The 18,528-nt window shown below is 38.7% G+C and carries 20 protein-coding genes; 10 read left to right on the forward strand and 10 right to left on the reverse strand.

Features of this window, described 5'->3' with window-relative positions:
- Positions 1–32: 32 nt before the first annotated feature.
- Positions 33–311, reverse strand: a complete 279-nt coding sequence (locus tag ACYVFA_RS26095) for a HesB/IscA family protein (RefSeq protein WP_460474806.1) — start codon at positions 309–311, stop codon at positions 33–35.
- Positions 312–424: 113 nt separating this feature from the next.
- On the opposite strand from ACYVFA_RS26095, the gene ACYVFA_RS26100 reads away from it, so the two are divergent.
- Positions 425–949, forward strand: a complete 525-nt coding sequence (locus ACYVFA_RS26100) for a DUF7935 family protein (RefSeq protein ID WP_460474807.1) — start codon at positions 425–427, stop codon at positions 947–949.
- On the opposite strand, the gene ACYVFA_RS26105 is transcribed toward ACYVFA_RS26100, so the two are convergent.
- Complete coding sequence (locus ACYVFA_RS26105; protein ID WP_460474808.1) at positions 942–1,457, reverse strand: DUF421 domain-containing protein; 516 nt, start codon at positions 1,455–1,457, stop codon at positions 942–944. The genes ACYVFA_RS26100 and ACYVFA_RS26105 overlap by 8 nt on opposite strands.
- A gap of 192 nt (positions 1,458–1,649) precedes the next feature.
- Between ACYVFA_RS26105 and ACYVFA_RS26110 the strand changes: the two genes are divergently transcribed.
- The 3 genes from ACYVFA_RS26110 to ACYVFA_RS26120 are packed head-to-tail and all read left to right on the forward strand — an operon-like array spanning position 1,650 to position 4,536.
- A complete protein-coding gene (locus ACYVFA_RS26110) occupies positions 1,650–2,234 on the forward strand; it encodes an RNA polymerase sigma factor (protein WP_460474809.1) in 585 nt (194 codons plus the stop codon).
- 33 nt (positions 2,235–2,267) lie between these two features.
- Positions 2,268–3,932: a hypothetical protein gene (locus tag ACYVFA_RS26115; RefSeq protein ID WP_460474810.1), complete on the forward strand. Its 1,665-nt coding sequence runs from the start codon at positions 2,268–2,270 to the stop codon at positions 3,930–3,932.
- 49 nt (positions 3,933–3,981) lie between these two features.
- Positions 3,982–4,536: a thioredoxin family protein gene (locus ACYVFA_RS26120; RefSeq protein WP_460474811.1), complete on the forward strand. Its 555-nt coding sequence runs from the start codon at positions 3,982–3,984 to the stop codon at positions 4,534–4,536.
- 352 nt (positions 4,537–4,888) lie between these two features.
- Here ACYVFA_RS26120 and ACYVFA_RS26125 read toward each other — a convergent pair whose 3' ends face one another.
- Complete coding sequence (locus tag ACYVFA_RS26125) at positions 4,889–6,148, reverse strand: MFS transporter (protein WP_460474812.1); 1,260 nt, start codon at positions 6,146–6,148, stop codon at positions 4,889–4,891.
- 83 nt (positions 6,149–6,231) lie between these two features.
- Positions 6,232–6,843, reverse strand: coding sequence for a 3-keto-disaccharide hydrolase (locus ACYVFA_RS26130; RefSeq protein ID WP_460474813.1), 612 nt, complete (start codon positions 6,841–6,843; stop codon positions 6,232–6,234).
- Positions 6,844–7,045: 202 nt separating this feature from the next.
- On the opposite strand from ACYVFA_RS26130, the gene ACYVFA_RS26135 reads away from it, so the two are divergent.
- Positions 7,046–7,663, forward strand: coding sequence for a hypothetical protein (locus tag ACYVFA_RS26135; protein ID WP_460474814.1), 618 nt, complete (start codon positions 7,046–7,048; stop codon positions 7,661–7,663).
- Here the strand turns inward: ACYVFA_RS26135 and ACYVFA_RS26140 are convergent.
- On the reverse strand, positions 7,660–8,091 hold the full coding sequence (locus tag ACYVFA_RS26140) for a hypothetical protein (protein WP_460474815.1): 432 nt from the start codon (positions 8,089–8,091) through the stop codon (positions 7,660–7,662). The two genes, ACYVFA_RS26135 and ACYVFA_RS26140, sit on opposite strands and share 4 nt — an antisense overlap.
- A gap of 5 nt (positions 8,092–8,096) precedes the next feature.
- Positions 8,097–8,342 carry a hypothetical protein gene (locus tag ACYVFA_RS26145; protein ID WP_460474816.1) on the reverse strand — a complete coding sequence of 82 codons (246 nt, stop codon included), beginning with the start codon at positions 8,340–8,342 and terminating at the stop codon, positions 8,097–8,099.
- A 145-nt stretch (positions 8,343–8,487) separates the two neighbouring features.
- Here ACYVFA_RS26145 and ACYVFA_RS26150 point away from each other — a divergent pair, with 145 nt between their 5' ends.
- On the forward strand, positions 8,488–8,943 hold the full coding sequence (locus ACYVFA_RS26150; RefSeq protein WP_460474817.1) for a nuclear transport factor 2 family protein: 456 nt from the start codon (positions 8,488–8,490) through the stop codon (positions 8,941–8,943).
- Positions 8,944–8,989: 46 nt separating this feature from the next.
- Positions 8,990–9,889: an SMP-30/gluconolactonase/LRE family protein gene (locus tag ACYVFA_RS26155; RefSeq protein WP_460474818.1), complete on the forward strand. Its 900-nt coding sequence runs from the start codon at positions 8,990–8,992 to the stop codon at positions 9,887–9,889.
- Positions 9,890–9,955: 66 nt separating this feature from the next.
- Here ACYVFA_RS26155 and ACYVFA_RS26160 read toward each other — a convergent pair whose 3' ends face one another.
- Positions 9,956–10,516, reverse strand: a complete 561-nt coding sequence (locus ACYVFA_RS26160) for an NADPH-dependent FMN reductase (protein ID WP_460474819.1) — start codon at positions 10,514–10,516, stop codon at positions 9,956–9,958.
- Positions 10,517–10,618: 102 nt separating this feature from the next.
- Here ACYVFA_RS26160 and ACYVFA_RS26165 point away from each other — a divergent pair, with 102 nt between their 5' ends.
- Together ACYVFA_RS26165 and ACYVFA_RS26170 are read left to right on the forward strand one after the other, a co-directional pair.
- Positions 10,619–11,362 (forward strand): DNA alkylation repair protein, encoded by a 744-nt coding sequence (locus tag ACYVFA_RS26165; RefSeq protein WP_460474820.1) that lies wholly within the window; start codon positions 10,619–10,621, stop codon positions 11,360–11,362.
- Between the two features lie 37 nt (positions 11,363–11,399).
- A complete protein-coding gene (locus ACYVFA_RS26170) occupies positions 11,400–12,662 on the forward strand; it encodes an aminotransferase class V-fold PLP-dependent enzyme (RefSeq protein WP_460474821.1) in 1,263 nt (420 codons plus the stop codon).
- Between the two features lie 61 nt (positions 12,663–12,723).
- Here the strand turns inward: ACYVFA_RS26170 and ACYVFA_RS26175 are convergent, their stop codons facing one another.
- The gene (locus ACYVFA_RS26175; RefSeq protein WP_460474822.1) at positions 12,724–13,980 is read right to left on the reverse strand and encodes a DUF937 domain-containing protein; all 1,257 of its coding nucleotides are present in this window, start codon (positions 13,978–13,980) and stop codon (positions 12,724–12,726) included.
- Positions 13,981–14,318: 338 nt separating this feature from the next.
- Between ACYVFA_RS26175 and ACYVFA_RS26180 the strand changes: the two genes are divergently transcribed.
- On the forward strand, positions 14,319–14,624 hold the full coding sequence (locus tag ACYVFA_RS26180) for an isoamylase early set domain-containing protein (RefSeq protein ID WP_181840722.1): 306 nt from the start codon (positions 14,319–14,321) through the stop codon (positions 14,622–14,624).
- 51 nt (positions 14,625–14,675) lie between these two features.
- Here ACYVFA_RS26180 and ACYVFA_RS26185 read toward each other — a convergent pair whose 3' ends face one another.
- Together ACYVFA_RS26185 and ACYVFA_RS26190 are read right to left on the reverse strand one after the other, a co-directional pair.
- Positions 14,676–14,969: a Dabb family protein gene (locus ACYVFA_RS26185; RefSeq protein ID WP_460474823.1), complete on the reverse strand. Its 294-nt coding sequence runs from the start codon at positions 14,967–14,969 to the stop codon at positions 14,676–14,678.
- A 71-nt stretch (positions 14,970–15,040) separates the two neighbouring features.
- Positions 15,041–18,481, reverse strand: a complete 3,441-nt coding sequence (locus tag ACYVFA_RS26190; protein WP_460474824.1) for a ThuA domain-containing protein — start codon at positions 18,479–18,481, stop codon at positions 15,041–15,043.
- Positions 18,482–18,528: the final 47 nt, after the last annotated feature.

Below are 18,528 nucleotides of genomic sequence, written 5' to 3' on the forward strand. Positions count from 1 at the left end.
GAAATTTTTAACGAAAACCATGCCAAAAGCAATCAGTCTTTCAGAATTACAAAGCCCATTCCGGCTTCGGTTTGTGTGTAGTCTATCCTTACGCCAATCAGGTACATCAGGTGTTTGCGGTCTATCACTACCTTTACGCCTTCTATTTCGTATATTTCATCCTGTTCTGTGGCTTTATCGAGGCCTAAGAGATAATTAGCCGAACAAGCGCCTCCTTTAATCCCTACCCGCAGTGCATATTCTTCCGGAATTTGTGGAGAATTGAGTGTTTTACTTATTTCTTCTTTTGCTATTTCGGTAAATACTATCATCTTTTCGGTTACGTTATTCCAGTAGCATCAACAAAAATAATCACACATTCATTACATTAGCTAATAGACTAATGTATAATTTTGCATAACAAAACCCCGAAAGCAATAACACAATGGCCTTAGTGACCGAATTATTGAAGATTCTTATCCCCGCAGCAGCAGTTATATATGGTATGTATCTGACTGTTCAGGCTTTTCTACAAAAACAGTTTGAGCAAAAACAACTAGAAATAAAGCAAAAAAATACAGAATTGGTTACACCTCTACGTTTACAGGCGTATGAGCGCATGACACTTTTTTTAGAACGTATTACGCCAAATAATCTATTAGTAAGATTAGGCAATAATGGCTTGCACGTGCTTGATTTTCAGCAATTATTATTAAGAGAAATCAGAGAAGAATTTAATCATAATCTTTCACAACAGGTTTATCTTTCGCATGAGGCTTGGGAGAAAATCCGTCAGGCGATGAATGATGTTGTAACCTTAGTCAATACCTCTGCCGGAGATTTAAGGACTGATGCCCCAGCCATTGATTTATCAAAGAAAGTGTTTGAGCGCGTAATTACAGAAAACAAACAACCTACTACTGATGCGCTGAAATTTCTTAAAGAAGAAATTCAGACCATGTTTATGTAGTTGCATTGGGGTTCTGCAAGGTTTTATGAATGCGTTTACGGCGTGATTTTATTTTAAAATCATCGGTTAATACACTTATATTGCCATCTACTTCCAGCATTGCCAGATCAACGTCTTCAATCCGTTCGATGCCATGTTCTCTGATAGCGGCTTCCAGTTCGGCTTGAGAAAAACCCGCCATTTTTACATTTTTTTCCTGCACAGCCCCCTTATAAATAAGCATCACAGGCTGCCCTTGTATCAGCCTGCCGATAGAATCGTATCGGCCAATCAGTTTTTTCAGAATAAAATTGGCTATGAATAAGCCGCCTGCGGCGGTTAGCCCACCTACCAATGAATTATCAGGGCCTACCATAGCATTCTGCACGGCATTGCTAATCAATAAAATAAAAACTAGGTCAATAACAGATAGCTGCGCCAATTCTCTTTTGCCAAAGAGCCTGATAGCCAGAATCATAAACAAGTAAACGGCTACAGCACGTAGCATGAGGCTTAAGTAGTAGTCCATGGTCTGATAAAAACGTATAGTCTCTTTCAAATGTAGTGAAACTTTTGCTTCTGAAAAAATTGTTGCTCTCAACGACAAAGCGCCTTTGTGGTCTCATATGTATTGCTTTTTGTCGCTTTTTTTAGTAACGTTGGGTATTATTTATCAGTAGAACGCAACCACCGCTTAGTTTTTTTCGTATTCAAACCAGATATGGTAAATCATTTGCCTGATAGTCCAGAAGAATTACTTATTGCAAGTGTAAGGGGTGACCGAAAAAGCCAGGAAAGGCTTTATAGGTTATTCTATGGCTTTGCAATGGGGGTTTGTTTACGTTATAACCAGAATCGTGAAGAAGCGTTAGAAATTGTGAACGACAGTTTTCTGAAAGTGTTCACCAAAGGAGACCAATATGATGCCACCGGAAGGCACTCTTCCTATCCTTTTAAAGCATGGTTTAGAAGAATTATCGTCAACACAGCGTTAGATTATTATCGGAGTCAACAGAAACACTATTTCCACGAAAATCTCGATGAAGCATACGACATTTCCTCCACTGAAAGTAATGCTTTGAGTCAACTGAATCATGATGAATTACTGGAGCTTGTACAACGATTACCGTCGGGTTATAGAATGGTATTCAATCTGTTTGTAATTGATGGGTTTTCGCATGAAGAGATAGCGCAACAACTACAGATTACCGTAGGAACATCAAAATCAAATTTATCACGCGCACGAGAAGCACTCAGGAAAATGATTGTAAAAATTGATAGTGCATTGACTGACAACAAAAATTAACAGGCTTTCTTAATTAGAAGCCGTTTATATAAAATGAGCAAAAATATACATGATTTATCAGATGATGAGTTTGATGACCTTTTCAGAGAATCTGCTGAAAAGTCAAGCATCGGCTTTGACCCTGAGGCATGGAACAAAATGAGTCAAAAGCTTGATGCGGCTACTACGCCTCCGTCAAGCCCGGGCAAAGGAGGTAATCCACTGACAAAGTGGATTTTACCTGCAATGATTGTGTTGTTACTGTTGATTACGGGCACTTATTTTCTGGTAAGAAAACCATCGGAAACAGTAACAGGAACGAAAGCAAAAGCTAAAGAAAATTCGGTGAAGCAAACAGATAAAGTCGGAGAAAAAGATGTAGCAACAGATAAAGTAGATACAGAGAATCAAGAAAACGCCAAAGAAGCTACTAATTCAAATGATAAAGTTCAGACAGATAAAATAGATAATCCTTCTATTGCTGAAAATAACAAAAGGACAAGTGAGGCATTAAAATCTACTGATAATATAGCTGGTAAATCAAAAAAGACGATTGCGGACAAAACCAAGCAAAGTCAGCAGGATAAAGCTTATATAACTAAAGATACAAAATCAGCTACTCAAACAGAAAAGATTCCTGTTGAAAGTGGGCAAAATACAAAGGTCAAGTCTTCAAATAAAAAAGCGAATAATAATAAAATTGATAAGAAATCTTCTGACGGCTTGGCTCCTGAGGATGGCACCAATCAGTTAATTATTAAGGAAAGAACAGAAGCAAAGTCTCAAACGCCTGATGTAGTTGAAAATAAGGCGGATAAATCAAGTAATATAGTTAAAAACAATAAGCGGAATGCGCTATTAAAAGATAGCAAAACTATTAATAATAAGATTTCGCCATCTAAAACAGATGAAACAATTCCGACAAAAGTATCAGACGGAGATTTGAAGATTGCGACTCAAAGTCAAGTGTTAGCAGTAGATTCTGCAAGTACAGTTGAAAAAATGCAATGGGCACCAATACATATATTGGCGGCCAAACAACCTATGTTTGATGTGAATTTAAAACTGCCAGATGTTCATTATCAAGACATACGTTTTGTTCGGTATACCGGCAATAGCAATCAAGTATTTAAAAAAGGGCTTAGCATCCGTTTGGCCTTATCACCGGATTTCAGTTTTATTCCATCAAACAATATATTTAAAGTAGGTAATAACTGGGCAGCTCTATTGGAATATCGTTTTAATAATCGTTTAAGCATTCAAACGGGCGTTATCCGTTCGTTAAAGTATTATGGCGCACTACCAAGCCAGTATGAATGGAATAAATACTGGACGATGCCATCGCCTTTGAAAGACATTGATGCCACCTGTAAAATGCTCGATATTCCGCTGAATCTAAGATATGATATATCGCAAAAATACAGAGGCCGCTGGTTTGTGAGTGCCGGATTTACCAGTTATATAATGTTGAAGGAAGAATATCGTTATAACTATGAAAACCCTTATGACCCGAATATAAAGCGCACGAGTTGGGAAGGTAAAACCGGAGCATATCCATTTAGTGTATTGAATCTATCTGCCGGATACGAACGTCAACTTTTCAGACGTTTAACTTTTCAGGTTGAACCATTCTATAAAGCGCCTTTAGGCAAGGTAGGTTATGGAAAAGTTCGTTTAGCAACAGCTGGCGTATTTTTCTCAGTAAAATATCATTTCTGATATTGAGCTTGGTACATAAATTGCTATTTTTGATTAAAAAATATCGCTTATGAAAAATATTCTCTTATTAATACTATTCGTTGCGGGTACTTATACCACATTTGCCCAGGAAGCTAATGCACCCAAGCAACGCAAAGAAATACAATGGATAAGTCTGCAGGAAGCCTATAACCGCACGCAGAAAGAACCCCGTAAAACAATCATTGATGTTTATACGGCATGGTGTGGTTGGTGTAAAGTAATGGATAGAGAAACTTACACCAACCCTGATGTGATTGATTACCTGAATAAAAACTACTATATGGTAAAGTTGGACGCAGAGTCGCGTCAGGAAATAGTAGTGGGTGGCGTGAAGTATGCGTTTGATGAGAAGAGTAATACAAACCAGGCAGCCATCGCCTTGCTTCAGGGTAAATTGAGTTATCCGACAACCGTATTCCTGGATACTCAATATAATATGATTCAGCCTTTACCTGGTTATCTTGATGCGAAAGCATTCCATCAGGTTATCACCTTTATTGGTGGCGATAATTACAAAAAAGAATCTTTCGAGCAGTACAAAGAAGGTACTTATAAAGAGGCCTTCAAAGGTACTAAGTTATAGTCATTAGCTTATAAATTGTTTTGAGTTCATAGGGTGGGCTGGCTTCTTTTATGAAGATGTCAGCTCGTTTTGTTTCATGACTATAATTGATTGCACAAATCTATAGGGAATTTCCTAACACTCATAGCGTAAAATTACGCAATCCATTAGGGGTTTTTACGCATTCTGTATACCCATTAGCACGGATAGGTACGACGGAGATGTCTTGCTTTGGAAAACAGAGAAGATTTAATATTTATTTATGACGCTGAGAAGCTGACTAAGTAACAAGTTTATTATTTACATAAAACAAAAATCCCGGCAAAGATGGGATAAGCCTCTCTTTACCGGGATTAAAGCATATTTTCAAAAACTATTCTTCCAAGAAATCCAAGTCTTTTCCGTGTGTTTCAGGAATAGTCAAGGTTGAATAAAAACCGATAGCAAAACAAATAGCCCCTACAATTGCTCCGGCTATAATTATGCCCTGATCTGGTTTAAAGAATTTGTAGATCATAGTCATGATTACAACCGTACCTCTCACCATGTTAGGTACCGTAGTAGCGGCTGTAGCTCTCAGGTTTGTACCAAATTGCTCAGCCCCTACTGTTACAAACATTGCCCAATATCCTGTTCCTAAACCTAGCCAGCAACAAACTGCATAGAGCATATTAGGACTTTTAATGCTTCCTGAAAACAAGAAAAATAATACCCCTACAAAGGCAAACGACATCATTGCCGCAATAGCTCTTTTGCGGGAATGAAATAAATGACTGATGAATCCACTAAAGAAATCGCCTACCGAAATACCTACGTATGCCCACATAATAGCCAGACCTGGGTCAACTTTCTCAGTAATACCCATTGCCTCACCAAATTCATTGCTGAAATAGGTAAGAATTCCGATACAAAACCAAGTAGGCAACCCGATTCCAATACATTTCATATATTTTACGAAGCGCTCCCAGTTGGTAAAGAAAGAGAAGAAATTCCCTCTTTCTACGTGCTTCTTCCCTACTACATCTTTATAAATGCCTGACTCAATTACACCTACTCGAAGTAATAGAAGGGCAACACCTAATCCCCCACCTATCAGATACGCAATTGTCCAGTCACCTGAAAGTTTCACAGTGAAAGTAGCGACAACCGCACCACACAAACCGATCCCTGCTACCAGAGAGGTACCAATGGCACGTAAATGCTTTGGCAAAACTTCAGAAACTAGGGTGATACCAGCGCCCAATTCTCCGGCAAGTCCAACACCTGCAATAAAGCGTAGCCATTTATAGGCTTCTACCTTATCAATAAAGGAGATATGCGGAATAAGCCCGCAAGCGATATTAGCCAGGGAATAGGTAATTATTGACCCAAAAAGCACCGATAACCGGCCTTTTTTATCGCCTAAAACTCCCCATAAAATCCCTCCTATCAAAAGTCCTATCATTTGATAGCTGATGATAGTAGCGCCTACAGTAGAAATATCTTCCTTGGAAGTCACTCCAAGACTTTGAAGACTTTGGATACGCACAATGCCAAACAATTGCAGGTCATAAATATCAACGAAATAACCCAATGCAGCAACAATTACGGGAAGGCTGAAAAGATACTGCAAGGTAGTTTTTTCTTGCTTCATAGTGTTTAGGTATTTAATAATTAGGTAATTATCATAAAAATAGGTCGGATAGTTTTATCCGACCTATTTTTATCAGGTATTGCTTAAAGTTCTTTTACAACAAGGTTTTTCCATCTTACTTTGATTCCACCTCCACTATGAATTTGTAGAGCAATAATGCCATCTCTTTCACCAATTTTGGGGTCATCCAGTTTAATCATTTCAGTACCATTCAAAGTAGTAGTTACTACATTGTCAACTACTTTTACAACCATGGTATTCCACTCTCCCATTTTCAATGCTTTGTCCTTTTCAGCATCTGGTTTAATCAACCAGCCACGGCCATGAGACTCATAAATTCCACCTGAATTATGTCCCGGAGGAGCTACTTCAGCTTGCCAGCCTGTAATAGTTGTACCAGCGATACTCGAGTGAAAAAATATACCACTATTACCGTTTGCTTCTTGTTTAAAATCCACTGTCAGCTCAAAATTCTTGAATTTCTTTTCTGTACCTAAGTAACCATATTCTTTATCCGGGCCACTTTCACACACCAGAAGACCATCTTCAACATACCATTTTTCTGTACCATACACCACCCATCCGGTCAGGTCTTTACCATTGAAAAGTTTTTCACCTTTTTTGTTTTTCTGGGCAAAGCTTAGGGTAGAAATCAATAAAAAAGTAATAGTTAGGAAACGAAGTTTTGCTTTCATTTTGAATAGAGTTTATTTACTGTTACAAAGAAAAGATAAATTTCTTATCTTGCATCACCAAGCAAAAACTATTTCTATGATAAAGCGGATATTCAGCGTTTTTCTTTTGTCATTTTTTCTTTTTAGTTCCTTTTCTTTTGCACAAAACTCTCTGTCGAAAGAAACTTTTGATGGATTAATCAATAACAAAATTCCTATTTTAATGACTCTTACTTTCGATGATAACCTTATCTACGGAACATTGGTCTATAAAAGAGTAGGGCAAGCGATTAAAGTGGTAGGTTCTTTAGAAAATGGCAACGTATTATTGCATGAGTTCGATTCTAAAACAGAAGTAACAGGTGTCTATTACGGCACGAAGAAGGGCGATGAGATTACAGGCTTCTGGTCGAAACCAAATAGTGATAAAGAAATGAGTTTTAGCTTAAAAAAGGCTTCGGAAATAAAAATTGAATCTGCCCCTATCAATACCACCGGAACATATAATTATAGTTTTGGAAAAGAAGCAGGAACGGGGAGCTTATACGTAAACCAGATAAGTAAAGATAAAATTGTTGTTGAGATGCAGTCTATCAGGGGTGCGCCGAGTTATAATCAGGCCACTATTGAAAAAACTACACTTAAACTCAACGGCAATCAGGCACTTTATGAAAACAATGAGTTTGGCAAATGCAAACTCAAAATCATCTTCTTCGAAGGAGGCGCTACGATTGTGTATCAGGATGAAGCTTTTGAGTGTGGATTTGGTAACGCGGCAACAGTAGCGGGAAATTATCTGAAATATGATAGCAAAGTACCCAAATTTGAAAAACAGGATTAAACAACTAATACCTGCGTTTCAGTCATATTGATTCTCTCTTGCTCATCTGCCACAATATTATCAGTAATGATAAAAGGGCAGACAGCACAAGCTTTACCGCCGGATTGATAATACCATCGACAGTTGGAGCGGATACTACAAGTGGGAAGATGAGCAAAAATCTCAAAATCGGCATTCATGTGCAATACCTTGTCGATAACTGAACAACGTGCACCATCCCATTGCCGACAACCACTTTCCACGCATTTATTAGTAAATCTAAAACGTTTTTCGGGCGTATTGCCTTGGTGGGCAATGGCAACAAATTCATCAGTAACATCAATTTTCTGAGGCAATAGACTAACAAAACCCTCTTGATTGACAATACCAATGACTGCCGCCCCAGTTTCACAAGTGGCACTGGGGCAGGCTTTGTCAAGCGATTTCATCAGCCTTAACGGTTTGCGATGTCAAAGGTTTTAGATAACTCAATGGCACGAAAATCTTTGAAGCGGCGAAGCCAGATTCCCAGCCATTCGGGATTGATTCTTAACATATCTTTTTTCCCGATGGCAGCCGAGTGATCAATAGCAGCCACGTGTTTAGACACGACAGCATTGATTTCCTTTTGCAAGGCTGATGTTTGTTCTTTCGATAACTCAATGTTCTCAAGAACGACGTTAAATTTTGTAGAAGACATGGCTATAAAGTTTTTTTATTGGGTAAAAAAATTTATGCATCAAAGGTAAGCAGCATAAATGTTGTTTTTTAGCGTAAAAAGTCGTGAATCATAGCGTATAAATACTTAATCTCTTATAATTTCATTCAATTAAACTAAAAAACCAATGAAAAAACTATTTACTATTCTATTCTTGGCAATCTCTGTCTCTTCTTTTGCACAAACCAACGAGGAGCAAATCAAGGCAAGCATCAATCAGGTTTTTGATGGGATGCGCAAAAATGATACTACGCTTATCCGACAAGTATTATACCCATCCTGTTTCCTGAAATCAATAGGAAAAAACAAAAATGGCGAGGTGAAACTACAGGAAGACCAGATTATTGACTGGTTGAAATCAGTAGGCACCAAGAAGGAAGGTGTAGTATTGGATGAAAGATTAACGGCTTATGATATTAAAATTGATGGTGACATGGCTATGGCCTGGACACCTTATGAATTTTATGTAAACGATAAATTTAACCATTGCGGTGTAGATGTATTTACGATGATGAAAACAGATAAAGGCTGGAAAATTGTAGGCATTGTGGATACCCGCCGTAAAGATGATTGCAAGAAATAATAATACCGAACGTTTGTTGGTTGGTATATAAACATCAAAATCTGCCATGAAAAAGCTCATTCTGATTGTATTAGCGTTGCTGAATGCTACTACAATTTTTGCTCAAAAAAATATCTTTATTGCCTCCGACCTGACCACAGAAGGAGAGTTTACTAATAATTGCGAAGGGCCATCGGTTGATAAAGACGGAAATATTTATGCTGTAAATATAGGCAAGGATGGCACTATTGCCAGAATCACGCCTGATGGTAAAACAGCTGTTTTTCTGACTTTGCCTAATGGCAGTGTAGGTAATGGGATTCGTTTTGGCGCAAAGAATATCTTTTTTGTGGCTGATTTCATGCAACATAATGTACTGAAGGTTGACCTGAAAACCAAACAGGTTAGCGTATTGGCTCATGTACCAACCATGAATCAACCGAATGATCTGGCCATTATGAGTAACGGGACTATCTTTTGCAGTGACCCGAACTGGAAAGAAAACACAGGGCAAATCTGGAAAGTAAGTCAGGATGGCAAAGCAGAACTCTTAGTAAAAGATATGGGAACCACCAATGGAATCGATGTAAGCCCTGACGAAAAGGTATTGTATGTAAATGAGTCGGTACAGAAAAATGTCTGGGCCTTTGATATTACACCACAAGGTACATTAACCAACAAACGCCTGCTCATAAAATTTGAAGAGGGTGGCATGGATGGTATGCGTTGTGACGATGAGGGCAATCTATACATCACCCGTCACGGGCTAGGTATTATAGATATTGTCTCGCCACAAGGGAAGATTATTCAGACCGTGAAAATGAAAGGCAAACTTACTTCTAATATCTGTTTTGGTGGCAAAGATGGCAAAACCTGCTATGTGACCCTACAAGACCGTAAATGTCTGGAAACTTTCCGCGCGATTAATCCCGGTAGAGAGTGGAAAATGATACGAAAGTTTAAGTAAGAATTTGCAAATATATCTTCTTAACTGAGTCTTCGACCGCACGATCGAAGACTCAGTCAAATCATTTTAAAAGACAATCAGTTCTTTGGCTTGTCTTTCCATAAACTTCTTGTAAATATTACAAACGTGCTGGGCTTTAGCATCATTCGGGTCTCTTGGCTTGAAATCCTCTCCATCAAAATGATCCCAGATTTTGCCTAATTTTATACGAAGACCCATGACGTCTGTTTCCATATAGCTCAGAATATCATTCAGATGCCCTAAACCGACTACATTACCCTGTACACCAGAAGACACTCCCACTAAAGCCGCTTTTTTATAATGAAAACTATCAGGGTATCGTAATCCGTCCAGAAAAGTCTTTAAAACACCGGGGAAGGAGCCATTGTATTCGGGTACTACAAAAACAAATTTATGAGTAGTATCTACAATAGTCTGAAACTCATTAAACAAATCGTTCTTACCATAATTATGATACAGCGCCGAGAACGCAAAGTCTTCAGGCAATTCTGCTAAATCTATAATCTGACTTTTTGCGCCTAATGACTCCAGTAATTTCTGATAATATAAACCTACTTTCCGGGAAGCTGAATTATTACGGTTAGTGCCAATGATTACTCCTATCATTTCAGAAAAATTATTATAAACAAGCCGAAGAATTAATATTCCGGCTCACCTTGTATGCTATCTTATTATTATCTTTAACAAAAAAAAGCTTAAATCGTTTCAATGAACGAACTCATTTCAGAATTACAGGCCATTGCTACACCCGAACGGGCTAAAGCATCAGCCTGGTTTTTCAAAACTGGTAAAGGGCAATACGGAGAAGGTGATGTGTTTATAGGTATATCTACACCAGACCTACGGAATATCTGCAAAAAATATCCCTCGCTTTTATTAGAGGATTTGCAGGTCTTATTGAATGACCCTATCCATGAATACCGTATGGCGGCATTGATGATTCTGGTGAATCAGATGAAAAAAGCCAAGGGAGAGACACAAAAAAGTATTTATGATTTTTATTTAAGGAATACAAAACAAATCAATAACTGGGATTTGGTTGATGCTTCGGCTCGTGATATTGTTGGCTATTATTTATTTGATAAAGACCGGAAAATTCTGTACGATATGGCTCGTACCAATCATCTCTGGACACAACGTATAGCCATTATTGCCAGTTGGTATTTTATCAATAAAAATCAGTATGAAGACACTTTCCGGATTGCAGAAATATTACTTTCGCACAAGCATGATTTAATTCATAAAGCCGTGGGCTGGATGCTACGGGAGATTTGGAAAAGAGAAGAAGTGGGCGGAATAAAGGCGAAACAGGTAGAAAAGTTTTTAGAGAAAAATATCAGCCAGATGCCCAGAACAGCGCTTCGGTATAGTATTGAGAAGATGACTGAAGAAAGAAGAAAGTATTTTATGACGCTAACACAGCCCCTAACCGATGCGTCGGACCGTCCCTAAAGGGGAATTATTAAAAAAATAAATAATATTCTCATCAATGAACAAACGTCAGTTTATTAAGACCATTGCTGCTACTGGTTTAGCGGCTCCTGCATTTGGAAAGAGTTTTGACAAAGCTTTAGCCAAAGTTCAATTGCAAACACCGGAAGAAGTGGCAGAGAATGAAGAATTTTGGGCAGAGGTTCGTCGGGGGTATAAAGTCAAACCAGATTATGTAAATCTTGAAAATGGTTATTATTGCTTTACACCGCAGGAAACCTTGCAGAATTTTATCGGGCATGTGCAGGATATTAACTTTCAGGGGTCTTATTATATGCGTACGAGGCAGTTTGATGATAAGGCTGAAATCAGGATGAAACTGGCTGCTATTGCAGGTTGTTCGCATGAGGAATTGATTGTTACGCGAAATACGACTGAGTCATTAGATACGGTCATAGCCGGAATAGACTGGAAAGCAGGAGACGAGGCCATCATGGCTGAGCAGGATTATGGCGCTATGTTGGATATGTTTAAATTACAGGCACGTCGCTATGGAATTGTGAATAAGATAGTCTCTGTTCCTAATCATCCAAAGTCGGATGAGGAAATAGTTTCTGTTTATGAAAAAGCCATCACGCCGAAAACCCGACTATTGATGGTATGCCACATGATTAACATCACAGGGCATATTCTGCCTATCAAAAAGATATGTGATATGGCTCATAGCAAAGGAGTTGAAGTGATGGTAGATGGAGCGCATGCGTTTGCTCATATTAATTATAAAATCAGTGATTTAGGTTGTGATTATTATGGGAGCAGTTTGCATAAATGGCTGAGTGTACCATTAGGCGCCGGGCTATTATATGTCAAAAAAGATAAAATTGCTAAACTCTGGCAGATGTTTGGTGATATGGGCTATAAAGATGATGATATCAGAAAACTGAATCATACGGGTACGAATCCTGTACATACAGATTTAACCATTGCAGATGCCATCAATTTTTATGAGAAAATTGGCAGAGACCGCAAAGAAGCCCGTTTAAGATATTTACAGGAATACTGGACAAAACAGGTGAGAAATCTACCCAATGTAGTAGTCAATACGCCTGCTGAAAGCCATCGTGCTTGTGGAATTGCGAATGTAGGAATTGCAACCATGAAACCTGGCGACCTTGCCAAAACATTATTGGAAAAATATAAAGTCTGGACAGTTGCCATTGATTCTCCAACTGTTAAAGGTTGCCGAATTACCCCTAATATCTATACGACCACTGCCGAACTAGATACGTTTGTACACGCATTGAAAGCCTTATCTGCATAAAAAATGCCCACGAGTAAATCGTGGGCTTATACAATAGCAATCACCAGCAGATACTGATAGACTATTTTTTTACTTTTACTATTACTTTGGCATTAATCTCATTTACAGTTTTTGATTGTACTTCAATCCGGCCTTCGCCAATCCCTTTTTCTATCAAAAGCCCCTGCAAGGCATAGGCTCGGTCTTCACCTAATGTACCGCCACTGCTTTGTGAACCTCCGGCAATAGTAATTTTCGCTTTTGAATTATTCTTCAAAAATTTCACCAAATCATTCACATCACCTTTACCACTGATTTCTGCGCTACCTTTTTTGAAATTAAGATTAGGCAATGCTACCCAGGTAGTACTGCTATTTAATGCATTACTGATAGATTCGCCAGTAGCTGTTGAAGAATTATCTGTGTTATTTAAAGGCTTTTCTTCAATCTTGGGTAAATCGGCCTTTTTGTCTGGCACTTTCGTATCAGCAGGTTTAGGTTCTATCTTTTCTACCGGCGTTGTAATCGTTAAAGTATCTTTCGGTGCTACATTAAAAGATAAAGTATCGGGCAATATGGTAGCTGTCGAATCAACCGCTGGCAAAGATTGTGCCTGAGCATCCTGCTGTTTTTTGTATTTAAATACATAAAACAGAATGGCAATCAATACTAAAGCCAATAATACCCACGGAATCCAGACTGCAGGGCCTCCGCCAGCTGTATTAGGGTTCGGATTCGCATCTTTCTCTTTTTCCTTTTTCTTCTCTTTGGCCTGTTCTTTTGTTGTTTTTTTATTGACAGGTTCGTCTTTTGTTACCAGTTTATTAATCAAAACAGGTGGCAATGCTGCCAAAACCGGATCTCTTTGCTCATTTAAGAGTTTAATCAAACCTGAAACCCCCATACCTTCTCTCGCAATTACTTTCCCTAAAGCTCCTAAAACCAAAGGTGTTGCCAGACCTACCAGAGACGAGGCCGAAGTTTTACGGATATTGCTCAACGAAGAAATAGTCTCAACAATACCATTACTCTTATTACCTAAAAAATGATTAAAGATATTGGTACCAATGGTTATCAATAATTGTGTTTTATCGAAATTACCTAATAGATTGGGTAAATCGTCAAGGATTTCGCCTGTGTGTCCGCCGTCTTTCAACACATCCATTACTTTGCCAGCGCTCTCTTCCGTAGTAGTATTCTGAATAATACCCCCAATTACTGTAGGAACGGCTTTGTCTAAAGCAAGGCTGATATTTTCCGGGTGTTCTCCCAAGAAATTGCTAACTTTTTCAATTACCGAATCCGTCAGTTTGTCTTTTATCAGTCCAATTATATTCATACAAATCTTTTTGTCGTGGTAGCTAAATTTAAAGATGGGATACTATCATAACAATGTATGATTTACAAAAACTATGCCCAAAATCAAGGTATTTTCAAAAAAAAACGCAGCCGTTTAATAACAAAACGAAAAACACAAGCCGCTATTTTCTTTGAGTCATTGTTTATATCTGATTGTATACACAGCTATAAAAAGTACTATTCTCTTATACTCAAAATATTATCATTCAAGAATATTATATAACTTTTTAAAGAATTTTTCAATATAAACAATTGATAATCATACAATTATGATTTTTATAATATAATTTTGTAGCGAAAATCAAACTAATGCACAAAATGGCACTTGTAAAACAATTTTCTAAAACCAAATCAGTTTGTAAAGTTACGTTCACGCTACCTTCAGAAGTTGTTAATGAAGCTAAGAAAGTAGCCCTTGTAGGTGAGTTCAACGATTGGAACTCAACAGCTACCTTGTTGAAGAAACAAAAAGATGGTCAATATAAAGCTTCGGTAGAACTTCCTATCGGTTCAGAATTCCAATTCCGTTATTTATTGGATGGTACTAACTGGATTAACGATGAAGCTGCTGACAAATATGTGGCTAACGAATTTACATCAGACAACTCGGTAGTTGTGTTGTAATTTAAGAAGAAATTAGAAAGCCCAAACTTCGGTTTGGGCTTTTTTTATGCTTCAGGTAAGAGGCTCATAATCTAACTCCAGAAAACCTTCTACATTGGCCAGCCAGTATTGGTCTACAAAGGCCACGTGCTCTGGGTGCTTATTGTATTTTTCGTAGAGATCTCTATTGGCAAAGTCCATAAACAAGCAATAATCAAACGAATTATGCGCACTTGTCTGCCGATAGGTTATAAAATTCTCTACTCCTTCTATAGATGCCAGTTTATTGACGGCATCAAAGAATAATTTCTCCTCCTGTGAGCCTATTGGGTGCTTTAATTTAAATACTACTGAGTGGCGTATCATGTTCTGTACTAATGAGTGATTGAATGAATTAGCGATTTAGTGATTAATATACAAATAATCGACAATTCAACTTAATCAAATTTAAGGGTTTTAAACTTAATCAGGTTATCGCTTGGTTTGTCTGGTTTTACTGCCACGATATACAAATCACGGAAGCCATCCACAGGTTTATCCAGTTTGCTTTCTACCCATTTCATCTTGCCCCAACCCTCTGTCGGGCTAAATGTTGCTTTGGCCAGAATAGGGCCAGCTACCGAATTCTCTCTTACTTCTATCACCCCCGATTTATCTTGTGAGGCATATTCAAAAGCAATGGTTTTGATATTAGTCAGATCTATGTTCTTAAATACCAGATAAGCCTTTGATGCTCCCTGACGCAATTCACCCCAATCGAATACAAAACCCGGGTGTCTGTCCGAATCCATTGCTCTTAGTTCATGGTAGCGCAAGCGGGTTATGTCCTCTGCTTTTTCAGGTTTGGCTCCTGCTACACCATTATCCGTATAAGTTGCTTTAACGGTATAGTATCCGGTAGTTTTGTTTTCTAAATGCTCTTTCAGCGGTAGAATTCCATTGGCACCGATAGGCTTGAAGTTTTTGTTGGGGTCGTTGATTGCCAGAATGTACTTCACCATTTCGTCGGCATCTTGTGGAGATAATTGCGGGTGTGCACTCATCACGTGTGTGCTACCCCAGCTACCACCACCGCCGTCGATAATTTTCTTCGATAAAGTTTTAATCGTTTTGGTATCTCCGCTACCATATTTCTTAGAAACTGCCAGGAACGATGGCCCAACCGATGTTTTATCAATGGTATGGCAAGCTTTACAATCACTGGCTTCTATCAATGTTTTACCCAAAGAACCTAACTCTACTTTAGAATCTGATTTTGTGCCACTCACAGGTTGATAAGGGTTTGGATAGTAGTTATATTCAACTTTACGCTTTTTGGCGTTAATCACCTTATCTTCTGCATCGTTGATTGATACGGTATATTCAAAAGGCTCATTATCCCAATAGAAGCTTTTGTTTTTCTTCGCATTGATAGCCACTACCGGAACGGCATTCCCTACCCTTACATTCATTGTATCTGTCCCGGTTTTTCCGGCAGCGTCTTTCACCAAGAATACTACTTTATAGTTACCGTTTTTATCAAAGGTATGCGTATACATCGCTTTGTCTGCCGGTAGTTTAGTGCCATTGATATACCACTCGTAGGTGAGTTTATCATCAAAATCCAAATCTACTCCCCTGCCCGAAAAGCGCAGTCTTAAAGGTGCTTTTCCCGCCCATTCTTTATATTGCGGCACATCTCTGATTTCGGAAGTAATAAAAGATTCTTTATTTTTTCTGGCTGCCAAAACCGTATCTACAATACTGGCCATCGCCTGCGGAGCTCTGTTATCGTAGTTGTATTCAATTTTCACCAAACGGGCATCAGTATTATCAGCACCGTATACCGAGCCGTATTCTAATACATACATAATGCCTTCTTTACTGAATGCCAGATCAATCGGGCGTCTGAAATCGCCTTTGGTTGGCATAAATGGTTCTGTTTTTACGTAGTTTTCGTTTTTATCAAATCTGGTTGCCAGCATCCAGTTACGCATCCAGTCAAATATGAATAAAGCGCCATCATAGTATTTCGGGATTTTATTTTTGGCAGTAGATGCCTCATTATAGGTATAAAACTGGCCTGCCATGGCACTACGTCCACCCGTAGCTAATTCAGGAAAATCAGGTGATAAAGCATACGGATACCAAATCATCGGCGGGGTAGCAGGAGGCAATTCTTTCAGTCCTGTATTATTGGGCGAATTGTTAACAGGTTTCTTGGGGTCATAATTAGGGCCAGGTTTGCCAGTTTCAAAATCCCATTCGGCATAGGCGTAATTGTTCCCAACAAAGTAAGGCCAGCCAAAATTACCAGATTTCTTTGCCTGATTAAATTCATCATATCCTCTTGGGCCTCTTGGGCTATCTTCTCCGGCATCAGGGCCGATTTCGCCCCAATAAACAGTGCCCGTTTCAGGATTGATGGCAATTCTATAAGGATTCCGGCAACCCATGGCATAGATTTCAGGTTTGGTATTTTCTTGCCCTGGTTCAAACAAGTTTCCTTTAGGTATAGTATAAGTACCATCTGGTTGTGGATGAATACGAAGGATTTTACCTTTAAAATCATTGGTATTGGCAGCCGAACGCTGGGCATCCATCGGATAATATTGCGGGTCGCTACGTTCGTCAATCGGTGCATAGCCATTAGATGGGAAAGGAGTTGTGCCATCACCTGTCGATAAAATCAGGTTACGGTCTTTATCAAAAGCCAGTGAGCCGCCGTGATGCGAACCACTATTGATTTGCACAGGCACTTTTAATAATATTTTCTCCGAAGCTAAATCAATTACATCATTCGCTGAAATGGTGAATCTTGATAAATTGAAGTAAATCGGTTCTCCTTCAATCGGTGGCGTATAATAGAGATACATCCAGCGATTAGTATCAAAATCTGGATCAAGTGTAATGCCTATCACACCCGTACCACCTTTCATCACTACCGGGAAACGATGAATCAGTTTGAATTTATTGGTTTTGGTATCAAATACTGATAAGTTTCCGGCTAGTTCGGTCATATATACCTTCCCATTATTTGACACCGCCAATTCCATTGGGTTATTCAAATCATTTACCAGAACCGTTTTTTCAAATCTGTTTTCTTCAGGCATCGTTACTGAGTAGGCTTTTGAATAATCCAGCGGTTTGCCATCACCCATGGCATAGGTTATTCCGCCCATCAAATGTTTCAGGAATAAAGGCTCAGAAAAACTATCATCATTATGACCTCCGCCTGTGAAGAAAGACCGGCCTCCATCAAACTCATGATACCAGGCAATCGGGTGATTTCCTCCGTTCGTGCCACCATCATAAGTGCTTTCGTCGAGATAAGCCAATGGTTTTATATCTCTGAAAATTGATTTATAATTATACCATTCGTCGGTGCGTTCCCATTTATCAGGCAAATGGCTTGTGGAAATATGCGATTTATCTGTCACTAAAACTGTCGCTTTTCTTACATTTGAGTTATTCGGGTGACTTTCGAAATAAGCTCCTACCAATTGTCCGTACCAAGGCCATTCGTATTCAGTATCTGCCGCTGAGTGGATGCCTACAAAACCACCTCCGGCCTGAATGTATCTTTCAAAGGCCGCTTGCTGTTCGTTATTCAGCACGTTTCCGGTAGTTGAGTTGAAAACAACAGCGCTATACTTTTTAAGATTTTGGTCGTTGAAATCATCCGAATTTTCTGAGATGTCTACGCCGAAATTATTCTCTTGTCCAAGTTTTTTAATGGCTTCCTTACCAAAAGGAATACTAGAGTGTCGCCAGCCCTTGGTTTTAGAAAATACTAAAACTCTTTTTTGCTGAGCTGAGGCGTTAGAATAGATGAGAGTCGTAAATAGGGTGCAAATAACCCATAGGCTGAAAGAAAGTCTTTTAGCAGGTTGTTTCATAGTTATAAGGTTAAATAGAACGAACTCAAATATAACTATTTCCTATT

Source organism: Emticicia fontis (assembly GCF_054779675.1).

Coding starts and splice junctions, on each gene's coding strand:
- ACYVFA_RS26100 (WP_460474807.1), top strand. CDS start 425: ATGGCCTTAGTGACCGAATTATTGAAGATTCTTATCCCCGCAGCAGCA.
- ACYVFA_RS26145 (WP_460474816.1), bottom strand. CDS start 8,342: ATGTCTTCTACAAAATTTAACGTCGTTCTTGAGAACATTGAGTTATCG.
- ACYVFA_RS26190 (WP_460474824.1), bottom strand. CDS start 18,481: ATGAAACAACCTGCTAAAAGACTTTCTTTCAGCCTATGGGTTATTTGC.
- ACYVFA_RS26180 (WP_181840722.1), top strand. CDS start 14,319: ATGGCACTTGTAAAACAATTTTCTAAAACCAAATCAGTTTGTAAAGTT.
- ACYVFA_RS26155 (WP_460474818.1), top strand. CDS start 8,990: ATGAAAAAGCTCATTCTGATTGTATTAGCGTTGCTGAATGCTACTACA.
- ACYVFA_RS26160 (WP_460474819.1), bottom strand. CDS start 10,516: ATGATAGGAGTAATCATTGGCACTAACCGTAATAATTCAGCTTCCCGG.
- ACYVFA_RS26125 (WP_460474812.1), bottom strand. CDS start 6,148: ATGAAGCAAGAAAAAACTACCTTGCAGTATCTTTTCAGCCTTCCCGTA.
- ACYVFA_RS26185 (WP_460474823.1), bottom strand. CDS start 14,969: ATGATACGCCACTCAGTAGTATTTAAATTAAAGCACCCAATAGGCTCA.
- ACYVFA_RS26120 (WP_460474811.1), top strand. CDS start 3,982: ATGAAAAATATTCTCTTATTAATACTATTCGTTGCGGGTACTTATACC.
- ACYVFA_RS26175 (WP_460474822.1), bottom strand. CDS start 13,980: ATGAATATAATTGGACTGATAAAAGACAAACTGACGGATTCGGTAATT.
- ACYVFA_RS26135 (WP_460474814.1), top strand. CDS start 7,046: ATGACTCTTACTTTCGATGATAACCTTATCTACGGAACATTGGTCTAT.
- ACYVFA_RS26165 (WP_460474820.1), top strand. CDS start 10,619: ATGAACGAACTCATTTCAGAATTACAGGCCATTGCTACACCCGAACGG.
- ACYVFA_RS26170 (WP_460474821.1), top strand. CDS start 11,400: ATGAACAAACGTCAGTTTATTAAGACCATTGCTGCTACTGGTTTAGCG.
- ACYVFA_RS26110 (WP_460474809.1), top strand. CDS start 1,650: ATGGTAAATCATTTGCCTGATAGTCCAGAAGAATTACTTATTGCAAGT.
- ACYVFA_RS26115 (WP_460474810.1), top strand. CDS start 2,268: ATGAGCAAAAATATACATGATTTATCAGATGATGAGTTTGATGACCTT.
- ACYVFA_RS26130 (WP_460474813.1), bottom strand. CDS start 6,843: ATGAAAGCAAAACTTCGTTTCCTAACTATTACTTTTTTATTGATTTCT.
- ACYVFA_RS26095 (WP_460474806.1), bottom strand. CDS start 311: ATGATAGTATTTACCGAAATAGCAAAAGAAGAAATAAGTAAAACACTC.
- ACYVFA_RS26140 (WP_460474815.1), bottom strand. CDS start 8,091: ATGAAATCGCTTGACAAAGCCTGCCCCAGTGCCACTTGTGAAACTGGG.
- ACYVFA_RS26105 (WP_460474808.1), bottom strand. CDS start 1,457: ATGGACTACTACTTAAGCCTCATGCTACGTGCTGTAGCCGTTTACTTG.
- ACYVFA_RS26150 (WP_460474817.1), top strand. CDS start 8,488: ATGAAAAAACTATTTACTATTCTATTCTTGGCAATCTCTGTCTCTTCT.